Here is a 20,832-nt window from a genome sequence, read left to right on the forward strand (position 1 = left end):
ATAAATTGGGATTGGTATTACCTTGCTCACCCCAAAATAAGGCATCATTGCAACGGCAATAGATGAAATAAATGAGGCTACAATAGCTCCTGTAATGCTCATTGGTTTTTGTGAGGTGTTATATAACCAATGGATAGCCTTTGGAGTTTGGCTTTTCAATTGAAATGAATCAACAATTTTTCTTTGAACCTTGTTTGCCCACTTATTTGATGATAGGTTTATTTTTACTATAAAATAAAAAATCATATATATGATGGCACATAATAGCATTACCGAGAAACTTATTGATGCTATTGTGACCTTTAAGTATGGTGACCCCTCGGCTGGGATTCTAAATCCATTCGATAACGCATAAAAGTAAGTTGCATATTCGCTTAGAAAACCAATGTACCCCGAACCACCAAGCGCGCTAACTATTCCGGCTAGAATTATTTTTATCGGTATTGAAAATCTCGAAGCGGTTTTAACTGTTTCTATGTTCATTGGTATTTGAAATGTCCATATTTAGATTTGACTTATGCTGTTGATTATAAGGGGGTGTTTTTTGAAGCTGGATTTATATATTAAAAAGTTGCAGCGCAGTGTTTTTATAACAGAAGCTTCAGCTAAAGTACAGATTGTTTATGTGAAAAAGCCATGAAGTTAGTAATCGTTATGTTTAAAATTAATCGATTAACCTTGTGTTTGTCGATGGGATAATATAGGTGCTAGTTCTTAAGATTCGAATGGGTTATTGAGAAAGATCGTATTGTTGACTGTTTTTTGAATTATTTTTAATCAAATTTGAAAGTTCGAAAACCAAGACTGCTTCATAGCGAGGCTTATGTTTTGAATGATGTTTCCGAGACTAATGGACGGCGTTGATTTTGCCAGTCGTACTACTAGTGTTGGCGTTCTTCATCTTCGGGAAATCATCTGCAAAAATCCCCATCCCCACCCGCACATATCGCTAATTTAGCCGCACTAAAAGTCATTACGTCATCTATGGCGCTGATAAGCTCCGGTCATTGCTCCCATCACCGGTTAAGCGAGAGTGACATTATGGGGAATATCAAGACATTAGGCGTTGTAAAATGAAACCTGCGTTGAACGATCGGCTGAGTCGGTTGAAGAGGGCGTTGCCCGGCTACCTTGAGGCGTGGCGTGAGGGGATTTTACCCTCTGACTGGGGGCAGGTGGCTAATCCTGAAGTGGTTGCCGCCCTGTTGGCGGAGTGGGAGGCGCTAAGCGAATTGGCGTCTCGGTTCGAAACCGCCACTGAAACTCCCTCCGAACCGGCTGCATTTTGGCAGGCGCGTGCCGAGCAGATGGCGCAGCGCAATCGCGAACTCAGTGCCCAACTGGCGACGCCAGTCCGTTTGCCCGGCGCGCGGGTGGCATTCTTTGGCTATGTGAAAACGGCGGTGATGGACGCCAGGCAGGTGAGGGCGGCGATTCGTGATGCCGGTTTTCTCATTGATACCGATGATAAAAACGACAGCGTACCGTCATGACCTCTGTCCTGTAACGCATGAGTTTGGAGAATAAGCGCGAGCGAATAATGTCGCCTCTGTGATACGGAGCAAGGTTCAATTCATCCAGTCAATTTGTTAGGATCGTCTGACCTACATGACTATTGGTGCAGTACATTGAAAATCAAAGCGTTGTTATTTGTTGCGTTGGCCGCATTGGCCGGCTGCAGCCAGGAGGGAACCTCGATGAATCAGCCCGCAAATGAGAAAGGCGGCCAAACGGAAGTGTTGCTGGTGAACAGCGCGCTGGTGGACTGCGTGGGCGTCGGCCCGATGAAGTGCATGCAGGTGCGTCGCTCCGCGCAGCAGCCGTGGGAGTTGTTCTATACCGGCATCGAGGGTTTCACCTTCGAACCGGGTTATCAGTATCGGCTGAAAGTGCTTGTTACCCCGGTGGAGAACGTGCCGGCCGATGCCTCGTCGCTGCGTTATACGCTGATTGAGCAGCTGGAAAAGAACAAGGCGTAATGATTGCAGACCGGGCGAAGTGCGTCCGGTCTGCTGTTTTATAGCGTCAATCCCATCTCCGCCGCGACCTGCTTCAGCTGGTAGCGTGACGTGCGCGTCAGCAAAGGTTCCTTATCGACATAGTAGGCGTAAGCGATAACGCCAATCGACAGCGCCCAGGCGCGACCGCGACGCCAGGTCTCATCGTCCACCTTCACCGCTCGGCGGAAATGTTCGCGGGCTTCCGGCCCCATCAGGTTCCAGGCGACGATCAGATCGACCGCCGGATCGCCGATGGCGATGCCGCCCCAGTCGATCACCGCCGCCAGTTCACCGTTGTCGACCAGCAAATTGCCGGGTTGAATGTCCGTATGTAGCCAGCATGCGCCGGCGGTGTTTTCACGCACCTGGCTCACATTGTCCCACGTCCGCAGCAGGACGGCGGCATCGAGGTGAGGGGCGCACTGGGCGATAGACTCGCGCGTGAGGGCATCTCTGGCGCTGATCGGGCCGCCGCGATAGGCGGTGATCTCATAGTCTGCGGTCGGGATGGTATGGAGCGTGCGTACGAATTCGCCCAACTGCGTCGCCAGCGCCGGGCTGCATTCGCCGCAGGCGGGCGTGCGACCGCTGATCCAACGGCCGATGCTCCAGGCGAAAGGATAGGCGTCATCCGGCTTGCCCTGGGCTAACGGCGCTGAAATCGGTGCCGGCAGATGAGGGGCCAGCAACGCGGGGTAGCGGTTCTCGCGCGCCAGCGCTTCGGCCGCCGAGGCGGTACGCGGCAGGCGAATGAACAGCGCGTCGCCGAGCCGCAGCATCACGTTGTCGGTACCGCCGGTGGTGACGAGTTCGATGGGTAACGCCGCCCAGGCCGGGAACTGTTCGGCGAGCATAGCTCGGACATGGGGGAGAGAGATTTCGGCCTCATCGGCATGTATTTTGGGAATGGCATTCACCCGGTACGGCTCCTTCACTGGCGCAGGGAGCGGCCCCGACTGGTCTGTTCACTGCGCTTGTTTTCGCACTTTCTTAAGTATATCGAGAAAATCAGGTATATTGTCCTTCGGTTTTTAGCTACCAAGAAAAAATTACTATGATTATCAAACCTAAAATTCGTGGTTTTATCTGCACCACCGCTCACCCGGCAGGCTGTGAAGCCAACGTCCGTGAGCAAATCGCCTACGTTAAGTCGCGCGGCGAACTGAAAAACGGGCCTAAAAAGGTGCTGGTCATTGGTGCATCCACCGGTTACGGTCTGGCCTCGCGCATCAATGCCGCTTTCGGCAGCGGTGCGGCCACCATCGGCGTATTTTTCGAGAAGCCTGGCAGCGAAGGCAAAACCGGTTCCGCCGGTTGGTACAACTCCGCCGGTTTCGACAAGGCAGCTAAAGAAGAAGGCCTGTACGCGAAAAGCATCAACGGCGACGCATTCTCCAACGAGTGCCGTCAAACCGTGATCGATCTGATCAAAAAAGACCTGGGTCAGGTTGACCTGGTGGTTTACTCGCTGGCTTCGCCGGTGCGTAAAATGCCGGAAACCGGCGAAGTGGTGCGTTCCGCACTGAAGCCGATCGGCGAGCCGTACAAATCCGTTGCGCTGGACACCAACAAAGACGTGCTGGTTGAAGCTGTGGTCGAACCGGCCAACGAGCAAGAAATCGCCGACACCGTGAAGGTGATGGGCGGCCAGGACTGGCAGCTGTGGATGGACGCGCTGGACGAAGCGGGCGTGCTGGCGGATAACGCGCAGTCTGTCGCTTACTCCTACATTGGTACCGATCTGACCTGGCCAATCTACTGGCACGGTACGCTGGGCAAGGCGAAAGAAGATCTGGATCGCGCGGCGCAGGCCATCAACCAGAAGCTGCAGGCCAAAGGCGGCGCGGCTTACGTTGCGGTGCTCAAGTCGGTGGTAACTCAGGCCTCCTCCGCCATTCCGGTGATGCCGCTGTATATCTCCATCGTGTTCAAAATCATGAAGGAGCAGGGCATTCACGAAGGCTGCATCGAGCAGATCCAGCGTCTGTTCGCGACCAAGCTGTACAGCGGTGCGGCGCCGGACACCGACGAGAAACACCGTCTGCGCCTGGATGACTGGGAACTGCGCGATGCCGTGCAGGAAACCTGCCGTGAAATCTGGCAGCAGCTGAACGACAATAACATCAACGAACTGACCGATTACCAGGGCTACAAGGCGGAATTCCTGCGCCTGTTCGGCTTCGGTCTGCAGGGCGTTGATTACGATGCCGATCTGAGCGGCGAAGCCAACTTCGACGTGATCGAACTGGTCTAAGCGCGTCGAGCAGTCAAACAAGGTCGGGTTAGCCCGGCCTTTTTTATTGCCCGCGCATTGGCGCCCGCCGTCTGACTCATCAGTCCACTTGATCATTGACAGCAATAAATTATCGTTTTACGATAATTTATTGCTGTTGATTAAGGGATAGAAAATTATGGGCGCTGCGCCAAGGATCCATCTGCCGCTGTACGTGCGTTGTCTGTGTTTGCTCATTATGGCGATGCTGATCGTCAGCACCGGCGTTGAGATGTTCATCATTGTGCGGGATTGGCTGCAGGGCGTAGCCTATCGCGATATCGTCGCCTCTTACCGGGAATATTACCCGGAGCTGCTTGCCTACGCGATCCCGCAGCAACGCTGGGCGCTGTTCGCCACGCTGCTTATCGACATGCTCGGTTATTTGCCCTATTACAGCGCGCTGCTGTGCGGCGCCGGGCTGTTTTATCAATTTTTCCGCGGCAACGTGTGGCATCGCAACAATATGGTGCTGTTGCAGATCATCGGCATCTTGCTGATCGTCGATGTGTTGTTCCCGTCGTTAGCCGGTCTGCTGCAGGTGATGGTATTGACCGCCGATGAAAAAATGCTGTTTATCCTTTATTATGGCGTCAATAGCGAGTCGGTGCGCTCGCTGATCGTAGGCTGCGCAATCCTGGTATTTAGCCGGGTATTTCTGGAAGCGTTGCGGCTGAATGAAGAACAGCTTTCTTTCGTGTGAGAATAGAGTGGCAATAATCGTAAGTCTTGATGTCATGTTGGCCAAAAGGAAGATGCGTTCAAAGGAGCTGGCGGAGCAGGTGGGGATCACCGAGCAAAACCTGTCTCTGTTGAAAAACGGCAAGGTCAAGGGAGTCAGGCTGGAAACGCTGGACAAGATCTGCCGCATTCTCGACTGCCAGCCTGGCGATCTGTTGGCCTGGCAGCCGGACGGCGAAGAGTAAGATCCCAGCGCACTCGGAAGTGCGCTGAACCTGCTGGCCCATTTCTGCGATTAGCGTTATCTTATTGAGCGATATTTGTTTTATTCAGGTTAATTAAAATAACGGGTGATTAACACTTGCGTATTCTTTTTGTCGCTGGCGATGGCATGCGGCGAACGTTATTAAACTAAATAAACTCATTTTTCATTTACCGTCACTACCAATGGCGTTATTTTAAGGGGAATAGTATGACATGGCGTAATTATCTTCTGGCATTGTGTCTGGTATTAAACGGATGCAGTGCCATTTACCCCACTGTTTCATCCTCATCCTCCTCCACTCATCGGGGGAATTGGGGAGCACCGCAGCCCGCAACGCGAGAACAAAAACAGCGTATTATCGCCGGTGAATCCGCCGCTTCCGTGCTGAATGAAGGCCGGGTCGGTATCGGCGGTACGCTGGACTGGTCGAAAATAGGGGGGCGCTAATCGCCACTCTTTATTCAGCGTGGCGCCAGACGTTATCTCAGAGATATTATGGAGCGGTTTATTATTAATTCGCTACTCTGTTTTTCCGATGCGTTATTTATCTTTAAACGATGAATCTCTGCTTGTTGAATTTATATCGACATACCTAGACATCATTACAGGAGTTTTCAATGGCAAAGCGTATTGTCGCCATGTTGATAATGTCGTTGTTGAGTCTGCAAGCAAATGCGGCCCGTTACGATCGGCAATGCGAGGGAGTTTCTCCCGTGCTGTTTCAGAAGAAATTGAAAGAGCTGGCGCATGGCCTGCGACAAGAGATGGCGGTGCCGACACCACCCACGGAGAACGAGGCTGAAACCTTGGCGCGTCTGGCGGAATGCGATGCCGAAAACGCGAAAACGCCGGCGACGGGAGGGCAACATGCGCCCGATCCCGCAGAGCCTCATATGTCTTCACTCAATGGCTGTTGAACGGTTCTCTGCGTCATTTTTCGTGGCGCGCCCCAGTCGGCTTATTCATGGAGCTTGTGTATTGAAAATACCCTCGTTAATCACTGCGGCGCTGGCGCTGCTGGCCTCATTTTGCAGTCAGGCGTTCATCGATCGCCATTCCTCGCCCGGCGCCTCGACGGAAAGTTCTTCGGCGGCGGGATGCCCGGCGCGGCTGGATGGCTTGTTGCAGCATATTTGGTTGGCTGAACAGATTCAGGCGGAGCGCATGCAGCTGGCGCGGCTGCGTGCGGAGCGGGAAGCGTTGGAAATGCGGTTGCAAACGCAGAAAACGGCGAGACGTTCTGCGCAGGGGCACCAGAGCGCCCGATCGGCCTGTGAACAGGGAGCCGATATTGTCCGCTGCCTGTCGCTGCGTCTGCGGCGGACGTCCCTGATGGGGCCGCATCGGCCGTTTGTCGGCGCATATTGCCGGGCCTGGCTGAATGGTCGACCGCTGAATTGCTAAAGATGAGAACAGGGATTTGTCAGGAGTTTATCGATGAAAATGATAGTGTTGGCCGGCATGGCCTTGTGTTGCGCCAGCTTCGCGCAGGCGCGGGTGGATCTGGAATACCATGCGGCGGCGCCGAAGGACAGTAAGATCACCGAGGAGTACCAGAAAAAGCGCGACGCATTGCGTCACAAGGTGTGGAATGTCGATAACCTGACGCAGGTCAACGAGCAGGCGATTGCACGGGAACAGCAGCGCGAGGCAGCAGAGGCCGCCGAGCGGCAGCAGCGGAACCTGGAACAGCAGGAGAAAAAGCAGCGTTGCCTGCGCAGACACTCGAAAGATCCTCACCCTGAGGCGAAGTGTTACATGCACAACTTCTAGCCTTCAACGGCCGGGCGCTTTCTGCGCCCGGCGTCGTTTAGGCCGGGCGGCAATGCTCTTTCAGCATGGCGATCGCATCCGGTTTCAACTGATACAGATAGACCGGTCGGCCGGTGGCGCCGTACAGAATACGGGTGCCGAGAATGCCGCTCTCCGCCAGATAGATGAGGTACTTGCGGCAGGACACCCGCGAAATGCCGATGGCGTTGGCCAGGTTGTCGGTGGAAAATTCGCTGTCGTGCTGCTGTTCGATCCACTCGCACACCGTGCTCAGGGTGATGCTGGTCAGCCCTTTCGGCAGCTTCTTGCTCTCCTGGCCGCCGGGCTGGCGGCGTAGCAGGCTGTCGACGTCGGCCTGCGAAAACTCGCGCTGCGCCAAGAGCTGCGACTGTTGCCGGTAGTGGCTCAGCGCCTCCTTAAAGCGGCTGAACTGGAACGGTTTGATCAGATAATCCACCACGCCGTAGTGCAGCGCTTTTTGCACCGTGTTCACGTCGCTGGCGGAGGAGATGATGATCACATCGGTCTTCTCACCCAGTTCGCGCAGGCCGGGCAGCAGATCCAGCCCGTTCTCCTGCTGCATGTAGATATCCAACAACACCAGATCGATGCTGACGCTGGCATCGGCCAGCAGGGCGCGCGCCTGGCTCAGAGTGGCGACCGTCGCTTGGCAGTGAAAACCGCCGACCTGGCTCAGGTAGTATTTGTTCAGCTCCGCCACCATCGGGTCGTCGTCGACAATCAGTACGTTAATCATGGGCTCTGCTCTTGGCCTGATAGGGAAGGTGCACGAAAAATTGGGTCAGCTCGCCCGGTTCGGATTCGAAATCGATGCTGCCGCCCAGTTTCTCCAGATGGCTGCGGATCAGCGCTAGGCCGATGCCGCGTCCCGTTCCCTTGGTGGAAAATCCGTGTTCGAAGATGCGCGCGGCGATCGCCGGATCGATGCCGGGGCCGTCGTCGCTGACGATACAGTGTAATTGATCGTCGTGGTGATGGAAGCTCAGGCCGATCTCGTGTCCCTCAACGCCGTCGATGGCGTCGATGGCGTTTTCGATCAGGTTGCCGAGCACGCTGATCAGCACATGGGTGGTCTCCGCATCGTCGGTTTCTGGCAGCAGGCTGGTTTCCTCGATGGTCAGTTCGATGCCGGCCTCATGGGCGCGGCTGATCTTGCCGATGAAGAAGCCCGCCACTTCCGGCGAATGGATCTTGCGCAGCAACGCGCCGATCTCTTCCTGGTAGTTGCTGGCGGTGTTGATGATGTAGTTTTCCAACTGCTGATAGGCCTTCATGTGCAGCATGCCGAGTATCACATGCAGCTTGTTCATAAATTCGTGCGACTGCACCCGCAGGGCGTCGGCGTAGTGAGCCATGCCGCTCAGGCGCTGCAGCAAGCGGCTGACCTCGGTTTTGTCGCGGAAGGTGGCGATGGCGCCGGTCACCTGGCCGTTGACGATCACCGGCACGGTATTGGTCAGCAGTTCGCTGCCGTTGAAGCTGATCTGCCGATCGCGCAGCGGTTCGCCGCTGGCCAGCACCTCCGCCAGATGCAGCTGCGCCGGCCAATGCTTGCTGGCGGCTTCCAGCAGCAGGTTTTCCACCGGCCCGCTCTGGCGCAGCAGGCGCTTGGCTTCGTCATTGACGATGGTGATGCGGGATTCATTATCGACCGCGATCACGCCTTCTTTAATCGACTGCAGCATGGCGTTGCGCTGTTCGAACAGGTTGGAGATTTCGTAAGGCTCGAAACCCAGCATGATGCGTTTGAGCGCAGAGACCAGGAAAAAGGTGCCCAGGCTGCCGACCAGCGCGGCGAAGGCGATGGTCCAATAGATGATCCAACGGCTCTCCGCCACCACCCGCTGCACGGTGTCCAGCGCGATGCCGAGCGCCACCACGCCGATTTGTTTTTTCTGATCGTCATACACCGGCACGAACACCCGCAGCGCCGGGGCCAGCGTGCCGCGGTTGATGGCGCTGTTGACGTTGCCCTGCAGCGCGGGCGCCAGATCTTCGCCGATAAAATGCTTGCCGATCAGCCAGGGTTTGGGGTGCGAATAGCGGATGCCCTGCATATCCACCACCACCACGAACAGCAGCTCGTTTTGATGGCGCACCTGCTCGGCGAAGCGCTGAATGGCGCCGCTTTGGTCGCGCCGCTGCAGGCCGTCAACCACCGTGCTGGAGAGCGCCAGCGTATTGGCGACGGCGATGGCTTTCTGCTGCAGCTGATCTTGCCCCTCGCGGCTCATCTGCACGAAAAACAGCGCGAACACCACCAGCAGCACCGAAGCGATGATGGCGGACACCATCAGCGTGATGGCGGTGCTCAGCTTGAGCGGCACCCGTTGTTTTGGCATGGCGGTTCTCCGAATGGCGATATCACGGCGTATTCTAGCGAGGAATGAGGCAAGCTGCAGTTACCGGCAGCAGGTTATAGCATGCTGCCGGGGTGCGGAGGGGTTATTTTAGTTACAAAAGCGGGTCATTGCTGGTGGTAGAGCTCCAGCGCCTGTTGGCCGCTGGCACCTTGATGGATGATCGCCATCAGGGCGCGCACCACCTGCGACGGATTGCTGTGTTGGTAAACGTTGCGGCCATAGACCATGCCGGAAGCGCCCTGGGCCATCAGCGCGGCGGATTTTTCCAGCACCGGCCCCAGCTCCCCCTTGCCGCCGCCACGCACCAGCGTCGGGCAGCGCGCCGCTTCCACCACGCGGTGAAAATCCTCCACCCGATCGGTCGGATCGGCCTTGATGATGTCGGCACCCAGCTCGCGCGCCAGCCGCACCAGCGGCACGATCTTCTCCACGTCACCCAGCGATCCGTAGGCGGCGCCCTGGCCGGCTGGCGCCATTACCAGCGGTTCGATCATCAGCGGCATGGCGTAGCGATCGCAGGCGTGGCGCAGGCGGCCGATGTTCTCCACGCATTGGCGGAAAATGCCGGGTTCATCCGGGATCATATACAGATTGACCACCACCGCGGCGGCGTCCATTTGCAGCGCCGCCAGGATCGGCGCCTCCGGGTTGTGCAGCACCGCCCACATTTCGCGGTGGCGCGCGGCGTTATAGGCGTTGCCGACGTCGGTGCGCATCACCAGCGCCGGTTTTTCGCGCTGCGGCGCGCGCTGCAGCAGATCCGCCTGACCGTAGTTGACCTGAATGGCGTCGGGGCGCGCGGCGATCAGGTTGCCCATCACTCGTTCGATATCTTCCAGACCGATCAAGAAATCCGGTTCGTTGGCGATGCCGTGATCGATCGCCACATCCAGGCATTTGCCGTTATTGAACAGGCGGTTCATCCGCACCTTACTGCTGAGCTGCATGTCAGGTCCTCCTGAGATAGGGATATGTCCATTATTGCCGAGTAAGGATGGTCAGGAAACGCGGAAACCGCAAACTGCGTGGCCGCTCGCAGTTTTTGCCGGCGCACGAAAGGGGAACGCTCGCCGGCGGCTTTCATTTCATTTGTTAGATCCGTGTCATGTTTTTGTTAATAAGCCATTCCAAAATGCATGTTTCGCTTGTTTGGGTTAAAAAGTTTCAATAATCTCAATTATGAAATAAACATTTAAAAGCGCGCTAAAGACGCCGTTTGTTATGCCAGGGGTTTATTTCAATTGATTGTTTTTAATCTATTTTGAGATATCGATCACCATTTTGTCTACGGCCTTAATACGGCGATAACACGGTAAATTCGCCGTATCAAAGGGATAACACCGACCGTAATGTTGTTTGAATGTAAAAAATATTTTTCATTAGCTGTCAACCAACAGACCTCTTCATTCTAACGATTAAAGGGTAACGAACATGAAGCTGAAGAAACTGATCGCCGCCTCGGTATTGATGTGCATGCTGCCGGCCAGCGTGTTGGCGAAAGACATCAAGATCGGCGTTTCCATGGCTTACTTCGATGACAACTTCCTCACCATTCTGCGCCAGTCGATGCAAAGCAAAATGAAGGCCGACGGCAACGTCAGCGGCCAGTTCGAAGACGCCAAGGGCGACATCGCGCAGCAAATTCAACAAATCGAAAACTTCGTCAGCCAGGGCGTCGACGCCATCATCCTCAACCCGGTGGATACCCAGGGCGTTAAGCCGATGATCAAGCTGGCCGAGAAGGCCAAGATCCCGCTGGTGTTCGTCAACCGCAAGCCGGAAGTGGCGCTGCCGGCCGGCATGGCCTACGTCGGCTCCGATTCCAAGCTGGCCGGCAAGCTCCAGATGGAAGAGCTGGCCAAGCTGATGAACGGCAAGGGCAACGTGATGATCCTGATGGGCGAGCTGTCGAGCGAAGCCACGCGCGACCGCACTCGCGGCGTGGAAGAGGTGGCGGCCAACTACCCCGGCATCAAAATAGTCGACAAACAAACCGCCAAGTTCTTCCGTAAAGAGGCCGTGGACGTCACCACCGACTGGATTTTGTCCGGCCAGCAGATTGACGCCATCGCCTCCAACAACGACGAAATGGCCATCGGCGCTATTTTGGCGCTGAAGCAAGCCAAAAAATCCGGCGTGTTGGTGGCCGGCGTTGACGGCACGCCGGACGCGCTGGAGTTCATCAAGAAGGGCGATCTGGCGTTGAGCGTATTCCAGGACGCCAAAGGCCAGGGTGAGGGCGCGGTGCAGACCGCCGTTCAGCTGGTGAAAGGCGAGAAAGTGGAGAGCAACGTGCTGATCCCTTACCAGCTGATCACCCAGGCCAATTACCAGCAATTCGCCGATAAAAACAAGAAATAAGCCTTGAAGCCCGCCGCGGGCGCCGGTGTGGGGCGATCGCGGCGGAAAACGTGGGTCAGTGCGGAGGTAAGCGGTATGTACCCTTATGTTCTTGAGGCCGAAGGCATCAGCAAGCAGTTCCCCGGCGTCAAAGCGCTGGATAAGGTCTCGATTAAAATCAAACCCGGCAGCGTGCACGCGCTGATGGGGGAAAACGGCGCGGGCAAATCGACGCTGATGAAATGCCTGATCGGCATCTACCACCCGGACGAAGGCTCGATCAAAATCAAAGGCCGGCCGGTCACCTTCAGCGACACGCTGCAGGCGCTGCATTCGGGCATTTCCATGATCCACCAGGAGCTGAACCTGGTGCCTGACATGACGGTCGCGGAAAACATCTGGTTGGGGCGCGAGCCGGCGCGGCTGGGGTTCGTCAACCACGAGCAGCTGAACGAACAGACCCGCGAGCTGCTGGCGCGGCTGAACATCAAACTGCAGCCGGATACGCTGGTGGGTGAGCTGAGCATCGCCAATCAGCAGATGGTGGAGATCGCCAAGGCGGTGTCCTACAACGCCGACGTCTTGATCATGGATGAACCGACCTCGGCGCTGACCGAAGGCGAAGTGGTGCACCTGTTCGCCATCATCCGTGAACTGCGCGAGCAGGGCAAAGGCATCATCTATATCAGCCACAAGATGGACGAGATCTTCGCCATCACCGACGAAGTGAGCATTTTCCGCGACGGCACCTTCATCGCCTGCGACAAAACCGAAAACCTGACCAAACAGTCGCTGATCACCATGATGGTGGGGCGCGAACTGACGCAGATGTTCCCCAAATTCAACAACAATATCGGCGAGGAAGTGCTGCGGGTGGTGGGGCTGCGCCGCAGCGGCTGGTTTCATGACGTGTCGTTCAGCGTCAAACGCGGCGAGATCCTCGGCGTCGCCGGGCTGGTGGGCGCCGGGCGCAGCGAAGTGATGGAAAGCCTGTTCGGCATGCACCCGGCGGACGGCGGCGAGATCTTTATCGAAGGCCAGGCGGTGAAGGTGGATTCCCCGGCGAAGGCGATCGAGAGCGGGCTGGCGTTTCTCACCGAAGACCGCAAGAAATCCGGCCTGTTTCTGGTGCTGTCGGTGGTCGAGAACATGAGCATCGTCAACCTGTCGGAATACATCGGCAAGAACGGTTTCGTCAGCCATGTGCAGATGGCCAAAGACTGCATGGATCAGATCAAAAAGCTCAACATCAAAACGCCGACCATGGATCAGATCATCAATAACCTCAGCGGCGGCAACCAGCAGAAGGTGCTGATCGCGCGTTGGCTGTTGGCGCAGCCGAAAATCCTGATCCTCGACGAACCGACGCGCGGCATCGACGTGGGGGCGAAAGCGGAAATCTACCGCCTGATCAGCGAGCTGGCCAACCGCGGCGTCGCCATCATTCTGGTCTCCTCCGAGCTGCCGGAGATCCTCGGCATGAGCGACCGGGTGATGGTGATGCACGGCGGCCGCATCACCGGCATTTTGGACAAAGACGACGCGGACCAGGAGAAGATCCTGGCGCTGGCCTCAGAATAACGAAGGGTGAACATCATGAGTAACGTAAAGATTGAGAAGCCGCTCTCCGCCGATTCAACGGGCAAGGGAGGGCTGTTCTCCGGGCTGAGCGGCAAAATGCCGAAAGACACCGGTATCTTCATCGTGATGATCGGCATCGCGCTGATCTTCGAAATCCTCGGCTGGTACATGCGCGATCAGTCGTTCCTGCTGAACCCGAACCGCCTGCTGCTGATCGTGCTGCAGGTGGCGATCATCGGCATCATCGCGGTGGGCGTCACCCAGGTGATCATCACCACCGGCATCGATCTCTCCTCCGGCTCGCTGATTGCGCTGACCGCGGTGGTGGCGGCCAGCCTGGCGCAGACCTCGGACAGCATCTCGCCGATGTATCCGGGGCTGCTCGATCTGCCGGCGGCGATCCCGATCGGCGCCGGGATTGGGGTGGGCATCGTCTGCGGCTTTATCAACGGCTTCCTGATCACCCGCACCGGCATTCCGCCGTTCATCGCCACGCTGGGGATGATGGTATCGGCGCGCGGCCTGGCGCAGTACTACACCAAGGGGAACCCGGTCAGCTTCCTGTCGGACGGCTTCACGTCAATCGGCCAGGGCGCAATGCCGGTGATCATCTTCCTGGTGATTGCGGTGATCTTCCATATCGCGCTCAAACACACCCGCTACGGCAAATACATCTACGCCATCGGCGGCAACATGACCTCGGCGCGGGTCTCCGGCATCAACGTCAATAAGTACCTGGTGACGGTTTACACCATCGCCGGCGGCCTGGCGGGGTTGGCGGGCGTGGTGCTGGCGGCGCGCGTCAGCAGCGGCCAGTCGAGCATGGGGATGTCGTACGAGCTGGACGCCATCGCCGCGGCGGTGATCGGCGGCAGCAGCTTGATGGGCGGCGTCGGGCGCATTACCGGCACGCTGATCGGCGCGGTGATCCTCGGCCTTATCAAAAGCGGCTTCACCTTTATCGGCGTCGACTCTTACATTCAGGACATTATCAAAGGCGTGATTATCGTCGCCGCCGTGTCTATCGACATGCGGCGCAACCGCAAAAAACACTGATTGCCGTGAATTGCCGCCGGCGCCAAGGTGGGCCGGCGGCGTTTTTTTACCCGGGGGAACACATGATGAATTACCTGAAAGGGCTGTGGCTGGCGGTGGCGCTGTGTGCGTCCACTTCGGCATGGGCGCAAACCATCGGCGTATCGATGGCCTATTTTGACCAGAACTTCCTCACCATTATCCGCCAGGCGATCGACAAGGAGGCCAAGGCGCGCGGCATTACCGTACAGTTCGAAGACGCGCGCGGCGACGTCGGCCGCCAGACCGATCAGGTGCAGAGCTTTATCAGCGCCGGGGTGGACGCGATTATCGTCGATCCGGTCAACTCGGCCAGCACCCCGGTGATGACCAAAATGGTCCAGGCCGCCGGCGTGCCGCTGGTGTACGTGAACCGCACGCCGGGCGACGCCAAACTGCCGCAGGGCGTGGTGTTCGTCGGCTCCGACGAGCGGGAGTCCGGCACGCTGCAGATGGAAGAGCTGGCGCGGTTGGCTAACTATCAGGGCAACGTGGCGGTGATGATCGGCAACCTGACCGACGCCGGCGCGCTGCAGCGCACCAAAGACGTGGAGCAGGTGGTGGCCAAGTACCCGAAAATGAAGGTGGTGCAGAAGCAAAGCGCCAACTATTCACGCAGTGAAGGCATGGATCTGATGATGAACTGGCTTACCAACGGCGAAGCGATCGACATCGTCGCCGCTAACAACGACGAGATGGCGATTGGTGCGATCATGGCGCTGCAGCAGGCGGGCAAGGCGGATAAGAAAGTGCTGATCGGCGGCATCGACGCCACGCCGGACGGCCTCAAGGCGCTGGCCTCCGGCAAGATGCAGGTCACGGTGTTCCAGGACGCGGTCGGCCAGGGCAAGGCCTCGGTCGATGTGGCGCAGCGCATGATTAACGGTGAAAAACTCGAGCCGTATTACTGGATCCCGTTCGAGCTGGTGACGCCGGCCAATCAGGGGAAATATGCGGCCAGGCCGTAAGTTAACCGCCAGGTTCGCGTTGCCGGGGCGCTGCTTGCAGCGCCTTTCTTATTGGCGCCAGTTACATGTCCGCTTGCGGCCAGCGCGGCGCCGAATCTTGCCTCACACTGAGGATCTTTAAACCGCGAGAGGATGGGCGATGAACGCATTAAACGGCAAGGTGGCGGTGATCGGCGGCGCCAGTTCGGGGATCGGCAAAGCGGCGGCGCTGCTGTTTGCCCGGCAGGGCGCAGCGCTGGTGTTGGGCGCGCGGCGCGAGCCGCTGTTGGCCGAGCTGATAGAGGACATTCGACGCGAGGGCGGCCGGGCGTTGGCGGTAGCCGGTGACGTGCGCGACGAAGCCTTCGCCGAACGGTTGACGACGACGGCCGTCGATGAGTTCGGCGGGCTGGATATCGCCTTCAACAACGCCGGCACGTTGGGGCCGCTGGGGCCGTCGCTGGCGCACAGCGCGTCAGAATGGCGCGACGTGCTGGAAACCAATCTGTCCAGCGCTTACTACAGCGCCAAATATCAAATCCCCGCCATGCTGGCGCGCGGCGCAGGCTCGGTGATCTTCACCTCCACCTTCGTTGGCCACACCGCGGCGTTTCCCGGCACGGCGGCCTATGCGGCCGGCAAGTCGGGGCTGATCGGCCTGACGCAGGCGCTGGCGGTGGAGTTCGGCGGGCGCGGCATTCGGGTGAACGCGCTGCTGCCGGGCGGCACCGATACGGCGATGGGCCGGCAGATGAGCAATACCCCGGAGGCGCTGGCGCAGGTGGCCGCACTGCACGCGCTGAAGCGGCTGGCGATGCCGGAGGAGATCGCGCAGGCGGCGCTGTATCTGGCGTCTGACGCCTCCTCATTCGTCACCGGCACCGCGATGCTGGTGGACGGCGGCGTATCCATCCAGCGCGGCTGAGGTTGGCAGGGCCCGTGGCCGGGCGCCACGGGCCCTACGCGAGGCATTACCAGCCTTTGACGGCGTCGCCCTTGTAGATTTCGGTGGCGCTGGCCGCCACTTCATCGGTCTGATAGGCCTTGACCAGATCCTTCACTTTCTCGCTGTCTTTGTTGTCGATGCGGCTGGCGAAGATGTTGACATAAGGCGAGTTTTTGTCCTCGACAAACAGCCCGTCCTTCGCCGGCGACAGACCGATCTGGCTGGAATAGTTGGTGTTGATGATCGCCAGCGTCACCTGTTGGTCGTCCAGCGCGCGCGGCAGCTGCGGCGCTTCAATCTCGACGATCTTCAGCTTTTTCGGGTTGCTGACGATGTCCAGCGCGGTCGGCAGCAGGCCGACGCCGTCTTTCAGAGTAATCAGCCCCTGTTTTTGCAACAGCAGCAGCGAGCGGCCCAGGTTGGTCGGATCGTTCGGCACCGCCACCTGCGCGCCGTCCGGCAGTTGGCTGAGTGCGGTTATCTTCTTCGAATAGCCGGCGATCGGGTAGACGAAGGTGTTGCCTACCGCCGCCAGCTTGTAGCCGCGCTCCTGCATCTGTTTGTCCAGATACGGTTTGTGTTGAAAGGCGTTGACGTCCAGATCGCCGTTGTTCAGCGCTTCGTTCGGCAGCACGTAATCGTTGAAGGTCACCACCTCCACGTCCAGATCGTATTTCTGCTTGGCCACTTTCTGCACCACCGCCCACAGCGACTGATCGATGCCGGCGCTGATGCCGACCTTGATGTGGTGATCGTCCTGTGCGGTCGGGCCGCAGGCGGTTAGCAGCAGCGTGCCGGCGGCGGCCAGCGCCAGGGTGAGGTTTTTCAGCGTAAATGTCATTTTCCCAGGGTCCTTGTCAACATTGCCTGCTAATTTTGGCGGGCATAATAGTGGCAGTGACTGTAGGTAATCGCTGGGCTAAAACAAAATACTGATTCACTATGACTCATAGCGATTAGCTATGAGCGGCCGCTGCCCGGCGCGGTGCGGATTGCTTTGACGGCGAATCGACGGGCTTATTATGATAGCCGTTGGCCCGCAAGGGCAGACTGGGTACTGAAACGAAGGAAAAGACAATGCGATTGAACACTTGGAGCAAGGCGCTGGTGGTGTTGGCCTGCGTCTCGGCGACTCAGGTTCGGGCGGCGGAGAGCGATACCGGGCCGATCCCCAAACAGCTGCTGGGCAACTGGCGCGTCAGTAAAATTGTGCCGACCCAGACCACCGGTTGCTGGGATCAACAGCAGGCGCAGAGCCTGATCGGCGGCAAAATCAGCTACAAAGCGGATGCATTCAGCTGGAACGGCACGGCGCTGAAAAGCGAAGGGGCCACCGTTAGCACCGTAGAAGCGCAGGAGTTTGTCGAAGACAATTCCGGCAGCAGCTCCTACATCGATTTCCCGATGCTGGGCATCAGCACGCCGTCGGTCGAACGCGTGACCATTCAGCATGCGGATACCACCATCAAAGGCATTACCGATCAGGGCACCGATGGGGTGCCCGGCGATAACGTGCTGGTGAAAGACGCCAACACGCTGATCCTGTCGCTGTGCAACGTCTGGTTTGAGGCGCAGCGCGAGAAGTAATTTTTGCCTTCAGCCCCGGCAACGGGGCTTTCCCACCGCGTCGCCACCCGTCATACGGGCCATTTCTGAACTAAAATTAACCATAACGATATGACCCTGACGTGATATCGGAGCCTCGGCTCTACCGAGTCCATGACAGGAGGCGCTATGTGTTACCACCATATTGTCATCGCCACCGATCTGAGCGATGACGGCAAACGGCTGGTCGAAAAGGGGGCGCGGCTGGCGGAGGCGCTGCAGGCCAAACTCTCGCTGATCTATGTGGACGTCCACTACGACACCTACCATGCGGCGATCGGCTTTTCGGAGCGCAGCGATAACGGCGTGCCGTTCGAAGAGAAGATCCGCAAAGAGCTGGAACCCACTACGCAAAACGTCAATTACCCGATCGCGGAAGTGATTATCGGGCGCGGCGGCTTCGTTGACGAACTGCGCACGGCAGTCGTGGATAAGAACATCGATCTGCTGGTGTTCGGCCATCACCACGATCTGTGGAGCAACCTGTTTTCTTCCACCCGCAATGCCATCAACCAGCTGAATATCGACGTGCTGGTGATCCCGATCCGCTCATAAACGCGGGCCACCGCCGGGCAAACGATGGCGGTGGCCGCTGCGGCTTATTGCGTGAAGAAGTCGTTATACAGCATGTACAGGTGCGCCGCGCTCCAGGAAAAGTTCGGCGCGCCTTGCTGCTTGCCGGTGAGCGGGTTGTAGTTCTCGCGGATCGGCCCGTCGGCGATCAGACCGTCGGCGTGGCGAAAGAAGGCCTGCGCCATCGCCACCGCGTCATCGCGATAGCCGTAGCGTTCCATGCCCTTGAGACCGAAATACACCTGATCGACCCACACGCGGCCGCGCCAGTAGATATCCGCGCCGAACGCCGGGTTGGTCAGCGCCGCGGTGCCGAGCGGCACGTAGGTATTGAACTCGCGCGGATCCTTCATCACCTTGACCACCGCATCGGCGTGCGGTTGGCTGGCGGCGCCGTTGAACAGCGGCGACCAGCCTTCCGGCCCTTTGCCGCGTTCGACGATCGGTTTGCCGGCGCAGCCGTTGGCCAACGGCCGGCTTTCGATGCGGATGTCATAGAAGAAACCGCTCTGCTTGTCGAACATGCAGGTGTTGATGTAGGTCGCCAGCCGGTCGGCTTTGGCGCGGAAGGCAGCGGCCTCGGCGCCGCGGCCCAGAATATCGGCCATCTCCGCCAGGTAGCGGTTGTCGCTGTACATGTAGCTGGCCTGATCCACCGATTCCTGCAGCAGTGAGTAACCGAGCAGCGTGCCGTCCGGCGCGCGGTTTTCGGCGAATTTTACCTGCCAGTCTTCGCGTTTACCGCCTTGTGCCACGTAGCGCGCCAATTGATCCGGATCGATAAAGCCGAATACCGCCGCGTCGTCGCGGCCCGACTCCCAGGAGGCGGCGGTCTGCGCCGGGATCTCGATGCTGTCGTACCGCCCCTCGCGCACGATGCGATCGTAATTGTCGAGGCCGGCCAACGTTTGCTCGCGCTGCCCACGCTTGACGGTGAACAACATGCGCCCGTCGGGGGTATTGTGCGCTTTGTCGCGAGTGGCGCCGTACTCCGGCACGCCGTTGCCGTTGTGGTCACGGTTGCGCAGCCACCAGTCATGGTAGGCCACCAGCCTCGGGTACATCTCCGCCAGCCAGCCCTTATCGCCGGTGACGCGATACACCTCCATCACCGCCCAGGCCGCCAGGCTCGGTTTGGTGTTGCGTTCGTTCCAGTTGCCGCCGTCGCCGCCGCGCTCCGGGCTGGGGTTGTAGGCGATAAGGTCGGGCAGAAAACCGGTATCCCACGGGCGCAGGGCGTCGCCCGGCCGGATCTGGTAGGCGAACACCGCGCGAATGTTGTCCTTGGCCACGTCCGGGTTGAAGTGCGCCATGGCGTAGGCCTGTTTCCAGGTGTCCCACGGCCAGGTTTGGTTGCCGGAGAACCAGCGCCCGGTAACCGACGGGGTGACCGAGTCGAACTTCATCGCCCCGGCTGCGCCGCGCCAGTTACCGTTCAGCGTTTCTATCGCTTTGACCGCCACGCGCGTTTGTTCCGCCGTGGCGTGCGGGTTGCTGAGCCCATCGGTAAGATAGCGTTCCCAGCGCTGGGCCGACGCGGCCATATAGCGCTGCGGGTGAGCGAGGATGTCGGCGATAGTGCGCTGTTCGCGCTGCGTTTCTTCGGCGGTGAGCAGGTGCGAGTAGGTGGTATACAGCGTGGTGGCGCCAGCGATGCGCGCCGTGGCGCGGAAGCGGTGGCCGTCGACCGTGGTGCGCTGCGGCAGCGATTTGTGGATCTGATACTCGGACTGCCCGGAGGTCATCAGCTGCGACTGCGCGCGCACCTTGCCGAAGGTGACGCGCAGGCCGTCCGCCGTCGGCACAATGCGGCGCGTGTAGTTCGGGAATGCCTGCTCGAGGGTCGCCGGCGGCAGCGGTTTTTGCTCTTTGGCGGCGTAGCGCTCCAGCAATTCGCCGTCCCACACCAGCTCCAGCGGCGCGTCGGTCAGGATCTGGGTTTCCAGCAGCGAGGTGCGCGCGGCAGCGAAGCGCAGCGTCAGGTTGACGGTCACGCCCGGCGCGCTGAGCCGCTGCACCAGGGCGCCGGGCAGGCTGTAGGCCGTCATGGTGAAATGCACCGGTTTACCGTTTCGATAGACGGTGAGCCGATCGAAATTGTTGGCCATAAAGTTGATGTACTCTTCGGTCAGCAGCGCCGGGCCGGGGAAGCCGCCCATGCCTTCCGGCCCGCTCGGCAACAGGTGGCCGTGCCAGGCGCCGAGATCGAAGAACGGATTGAAGCGCTGGTGATCGTCGAAGTCGTAGTCGAGCATAAAATGCGGCGCACCGTGGCGATCGATCACGTTTGGGTAGCGCTCGGCGAGCGGGGCGTCGGGCGTTTTCGGCGCGCAGCCCGCCAGCATCAGCACGAGGGCAGTGGCCAGCGGGGTCAGGGGAGTCATGTTCATC

Annotated in this window: 22 protein-coding genes; 15 read left to right on the forward strand and 7 right to left on the reverse strand. The window is 58.6% G+C overall.

Going from position 1 to position 20,832, the window contains the following annotated elements:
• Positions 1 to 483, reverse strand: a 483-nt coding sequence (locus ACJ8IL_RS22725) for a hypothetical protein (RefSeq protein ID WP_442516861.1), incomplete at its 3' end; no start/stop codon positions are given.
• A 590-nt stretch (positions 484 to 1,073) separates the two neighbouring features.
• On the opposite strand from ACJ8IL_RS22725, the gene ACJ8IL_RS22730 reads away from it, so the two are divergent.
• Together ACJ8IL_RS22730 and ACJ8IL_RS22735 are read left to right on the forward strand one after the other, a co-directional pair.
• Positions 1,074 to 1,493, forward strand: a complete 420-nt coding sequence (locus ACJ8IL_RS22730; protein ID WP_230201378.1) for a hypothetical protein — start codon at positions 1,074 to 1,076, stop codon at positions 1,491 to 1,493.
• A 135-nt stretch (positions 1,494 to 1,628) separates the two neighbouring features.
• The gene (locus ACJ8IL_RS22735) at positions 1,629 to 1,979 is read left to right on the forward strand and encodes a DUF4377 domain-containing protein (RefSeq protein WP_025302454.1); all 351 of its coding nucleotides are present in this window, start codon (positions 1,629 to 1,631) and stop codon (positions 1,977 to 1,979) included.
• 38 nt (positions 1,980 to 2,017) lie between these two features.
• Here ACJ8IL_RS22735 and ACJ8IL_RS22740 read toward each other — a convergent pair whose 3' ends face one another.
• Complete coding sequence (locus ACJ8IL_RS22740) at positions 2,018 to 2,854, reverse strand: aminoglycoside phosphotransferase family protein (protein ID WP_049209429.1); 837 nt, start codon at positions 2,852 to 2,854, stop codon at positions 2,018 to 2,020.
• Positions 2,855 to 3,054: 200 nt separating this feature from the next.
• Here ACJ8IL_RS22740 and fabV point away from each other — a divergent pair, with 200 nt between their 5' ends.
• The 6 genes from fabV to ACJ8IL_RS22770 all read left to right on the forward strand — a co-directional run bounded on the left by fabV (position 3,055) and on the right by ACJ8IL_RS22770 (position 6,991).
• Positions 3,055 to 4,254, forward strand: coding sequence for an enoyl-ACP reductase FabV (fabV, locus tag ACJ8IL_RS22745; protein ID WP_025302456.1), 1,200 nt, complete (start codon positions 3,055 to 3,057; stop codon positions 4,252 to 4,254).
• 157 nt (positions 4,255 to 4,411) lie between these two features.
• Positions 4,412 to 4,975: a DUF2975 domain-containing protein gene (locus ACJ8IL_RS22750; protein WP_025302458.1), complete on the forward strand. Its 564-nt coding sequence runs from the start codon at positions 4,412 to 4,414 to the stop codon at positions 4,973 to 4,975.
• 7 nt (positions 4,976 to 4,982) lie between these two features.
• On the forward strand, positions 4,983 to 5,198 hold the full coding sequence (locus tag ACJ8IL_RS22755) for a helix-turn-helix domain-containing protein (RefSeq protein ID WP_025302459.1): 216 nt from the start codon (positions 4,983 to 4,985) through the stop codon (positions 5,196 to 5,198).
• Between the two features lie 637 nt (positions 5,199 to 5,835).
• The gene (locus ACJ8IL_RS22760; RefSeq protein WP_025302460.1) at positions 5,836 to 6,135 is read left to right on the forward strand and encodes a hypothetical protein; all 300 of its coding nucleotides are present in this window, start codon (positions 5,836 to 5,838) and stop codon (positions 6,133 to 6,135) included.
• 61 nt (positions 6,136 to 6,196) lie between these two features.
• Positions 6,197 to 6,622, forward strand: a complete 426-nt coding sequence (locus tag ACJ8IL_RS22765) for a hypothetical protein (RefSeq protein WP_442516862.1) — start codon at positions 6,197 to 6,199, stop codon at positions 6,620 to 6,622.
• A gap of 33 nt (positions 6,623 to 6,655) precedes the next feature.
• On the forward strand, positions 6,656 to 6,991 hold the full coding sequence (locus tag ACJ8IL_RS22770) for a hypothetical protein (protein ID WP_060432885.1): 336 nt from the start codon (positions 6,656 to 6,658) through the stop codon (positions 6,989 to 6,991).
• 37 nt (positions 6,992 to 7,028) lie between these two features.
• Here ACJ8IL_RS22770 and dcuR read toward each other — a convergent pair whose 3' ends face one another.
• The 3 genes from dcuR to ACJ8IL_RS22785 all read right to left on the reverse strand — a co-directional run bounded on the left by dcuR (position 7,029) and on the right by ACJ8IL_RS22785 (position 10,322).
• The gene (gene dcuR / locus ACJ8IL_RS22775) at positions 7,029 to 7,748 is read right to left on the reverse strand and encodes a two-component system response regulator DcuR (RefSeq protein ID WP_004940959.1); all 720 of its coding nucleotides are present in this window, start codon (positions 7,746 to 7,748) and stop codon (positions 7,029 to 7,031) included.
• A complete protein-coding gene (locus ACJ8IL_RS22780) occupies positions 7,741 to 9,354 on the reverse strand; it encodes a sensor histidine kinase (protein WP_060432886.1) in 1,614 nt (537 codons plus the stop codon). Before ACJ8IL_RS22780 ends, dcuR begins: the two co-directional genes overlap by 8 nt.
• A gap of 125 nt (positions 9,355 to 9,479) precedes the next feature.
• A complete protein-coding gene (locus tag ACJ8IL_RS22785; RefSeq protein ID WP_173888617.1) occupies positions 9,480 to 10,322 on the reverse strand; it encodes a class I fructose-bisphosphate aldolase in 843 nt (280 codons plus the stop codon).
• Positions 10,323 to 10,806: 484 nt separating this feature from the next.
• On the opposite strand from ACJ8IL_RS22785, the gene ACJ8IL_RS22790 reads away from it, so the two are divergent.
• The 5 genes from ACJ8IL_RS22790 (at position 10,807) to ACJ8IL_RS22810 (ending at position 16,242) form a co-directional block, all read left to right on the forward strand.
• Positions 10,807 to 11,736, forward strand: coding sequence for a sugar ABC transporter substrate-binding protein (locus ACJ8IL_RS22790; RefSeq protein ID WP_025302465.1), 930 nt, complete (start codon positions 10,807 to 10,809; stop codon positions 11,734 to 11,736).
• 75 nt (positions 11,737 to 11,811) lie between these two features.
• Positions 11,812 to 13,296 (forward strand): sugar ABC transporter ATP-binding protein, encoded by a 1,485-nt coding sequence (locus ACJ8IL_RS22795; protein ID WP_442516863.1) that lies wholly within the window; start codon positions 11,812 to 11,814, stop codon positions 13,294 to 13,296.
• A gap of 15 nt (positions 13,297 to 13,311) precedes the next feature.
• Positions 13,312 to 14,352 (forward strand): ABC transporter permease, encoded by a 1,041-nt coding sequence (locus ACJ8IL_RS22800; RefSeq protein WP_049204184.1) that lies wholly within the window; start codon positions 13,312 to 13,314, stop codon positions 14,350 to 14,352.
• A 65-nt stretch (positions 14,353 to 14,417) separates the two neighbouring features.
• Positions 14,418 to 15,338: a sugar ABC transporter substrate-binding protein gene (locus tag ACJ8IL_RS22805; RefSeq protein ID WP_043141597.1), complete on the forward strand. Its 921-nt coding sequence runs from the start codon at positions 14,418 to 14,420 to the stop codon at positions 15,336 to 15,338.
• Positions 15,339 to 15,477: 139 nt separating this feature from the next.
• Positions 15,478 to 16,242, forward strand: coding sequence for an SDR family oxidoreductase (locus ACJ8IL_RS22810; RefSeq protein WP_442516864.1), 765 nt, complete (start codon positions 15,478 to 15,480; stop codon positions 16,240 to 16,242).
• 46 nt (positions 16,243 to 16,288) lie between these two features.
• On the opposite strand, the gene metQ is transcribed toward ACJ8IL_RS22810, so the two are convergent.
• Positions 16,289 to 17,104 carry a methionine ABC transporter substrate-binding lipoprotein MetQ gene (gene metQ, locus ACJ8IL_RS22815; protein WP_043141591.1) on the reverse strand — a complete coding sequence of 272 codons (816 nt, stop codon included), beginning with the start codon at positions 17,102 to 17,104 and terminating at the stop codon, positions 16,289 to 16,291.
• A gap of 236 nt (positions 17,105 to 17,340) precedes the next feature.
• On the opposite strand from metQ, the gene ACJ8IL_RS22820 reads away from it, so the two are divergent.
• Complete coding sequence (locus ACJ8IL_RS22820; RefSeq protein WP_442516865.1) at positions 17,341 to 17,850, forward strand: hypothetical protein; 510 nt, start codon at positions 17,341 to 17,343, stop codon at positions 17,848 to 17,850.
• Between the two features lie 147 nt (positions 17,851 to 17,997).
• Entirely contained in the window at positions 17,998 to 18,423 is a 426-nt protein-coding gene (locus tag ACJ8IL_RS22825) for a universal stress protein (protein WP_025302472.1), read from the forward strand.
• 44 nt (positions 18,424 to 18,467) lie between these two features.
• Here the strand turns inward: ACJ8IL_RS22825 and ygjK are convergent, their stop codons facing one another.
• Positions 18,468 to 20,831 (reverse strand): alpha-glucosidase, encoded by a 2,364-nt coding sequence (gene ygjK / locus ACJ8IL_RS22830; protein ID WP_442516866.1) that lies wholly within the window; start codon positions 20,829 to 20,831, stop codon positions 18,468 to 18,470.
• Position 20,832: the final 1 nt, after the last annotated feature.

It is taken from the genome of Serratia sp. CY47444, from assembly GCF_052168635.1.
In the GTDB taxonomy this organism is placed as follows: Bacteria; Pseudomonadota; Gammaproteobacteria; order Enterobacterales; family Enterobacteriaceae; genus Serratia; species Serratia bockelmannii.

What these genes read in the sequence shown, in the direction of transcription:
- fabV (WP_025302456.1), top strand. Translation starts at nt 3,055, where the DNA reads ATGATTATCAAACCTAAAATTCGTGGTTTTATCTGCACCACCGCTCAC.
- ACJ8IL_RS22760 (WP_025302460.1), top strand. Translation starts at nt 5,836, where the DNA reads ATGGCAAAGCGTATTGTCGCCATGTTGATAATGTCGTTGTTGAGTCTG.
- ygjK (WP_442516866.1), bottom strand. Translation starts at nt 20,831, where the DNA reads ATGAACATGACTCCCCTGACCCCGCTGGCCACTGCCCTCGTGCTGATG.
- ACJ8IL_RS22810 (WP_442516864.1), top strand. Translation starts at nt 15,478, where the DNA reads ATGAACGCATTAAACGGCAAGGTGGCGGTGATCGGCGGCGCCAGTTCG.
- ACJ8IL_RS22805 (WP_043141597.1), top strand. Translation starts at nt 14,418, where the DNA reads ATGAATTACCTGAAAGGGCTGTGGCTGGCGGTGGCGCTGTGTGCGTCC.
- metQ (WP_043141591.1), bottom strand. Translation starts at nt 17,104, where the DNA reads ATGACATTTACGCTGAAAAACCTCACCCTGGCGCTGGCCGCCGCCGGC.
- ACJ8IL_RS22740 (WP_049209429.1), bottom strand. Translation starts at nt 2,854, where the DNA reads ATGCTCGCCGAACAGTTCCCGGCCTGGGCGGCGTTACCCATCGAACTC.
- ACJ8IL_RS22770 (WP_060432885.1), top strand. Translation starts at nt 6,656, where the DNA reads ATGAAAATGATAGTGTTGGCCGGCATGGCCTTGTGTTGCGCCAGCTTC.
- ACJ8IL_RS22780 (WP_060432886.1), bottom strand. Translation starts at nt 9,354, where the DNA reads ATGCCAAAACAACGGGTGCCGCTCAAGCTGAGCACCGCCATCACGCTG.
- ACJ8IL_RS22730 (WP_230201378.1), top strand. Translation starts at nt 1,074, where the DNA reads ATGAAACCTGCGTTGAACGATCGGCTGAGTCGGTTGAAGAGGGCGTTG.
- ACJ8IL_RS22790 (WP_025302465.1), top strand. Translation starts at nt 10,807, where the DNA reads ATGAAGCTGAAGAAACTGATCGCCGCCTCGGTATTGATGTGCATGCTG.
- ACJ8IL_RS22820 (WP_442516865.1), top strand. Translation starts at nt 17,341, where the DNA reads ATGCGATTGAACACTTGGAGCAAGGCGCTGGTGGTGTTGGCCTGCGTC.
- ACJ8IL_RS22800 (WP_049204184.1), top strand. Translation starts at nt 13,312, where the DNA reads ATGAGTAACGTAAAGATTGAGAAGCCGCTCTCCGCCGATTCAACGGGC.
- dcuR (WP_004940959.1), bottom strand. Translation starts at nt 7,748, where the DNA reads ATGATTAACGTACTGATTGTCGACGACGACCCGATGGTGGCGGAGCTG.
- ACJ8IL_RS22825 (WP_025302472.1), top strand. Translation starts at nt 17,998, where the DNA reads ATGTGTTACCACCATATTGTCATCGCCACCGATCTGAGCGATGACGGC.
- ACJ8IL_RS22750 (WP_025302458.1), top strand. Translation starts at nt 4,412, where the DNA reads ATGGGCGCTGCGCCAAGGATCCATCTGCCGCTGTACGTGCGTTGTCTG.
- ACJ8IL_RS22785 (WP_173888617.1), bottom strand. Translation starts at nt 10,322, where the DNA reads ATGCAGCTCAGCAGTAAGGTGCGGATGAACCGCCTGTTCAATAACGGC.
- ACJ8IL_RS22795 (WP_442516863.1), top strand. Translation starts at nt 11,812, where the DNA reads ATGTACCCTTATGTTCTTGAGGCCGAAGGCATCAGCAAGCAGTTCCCC.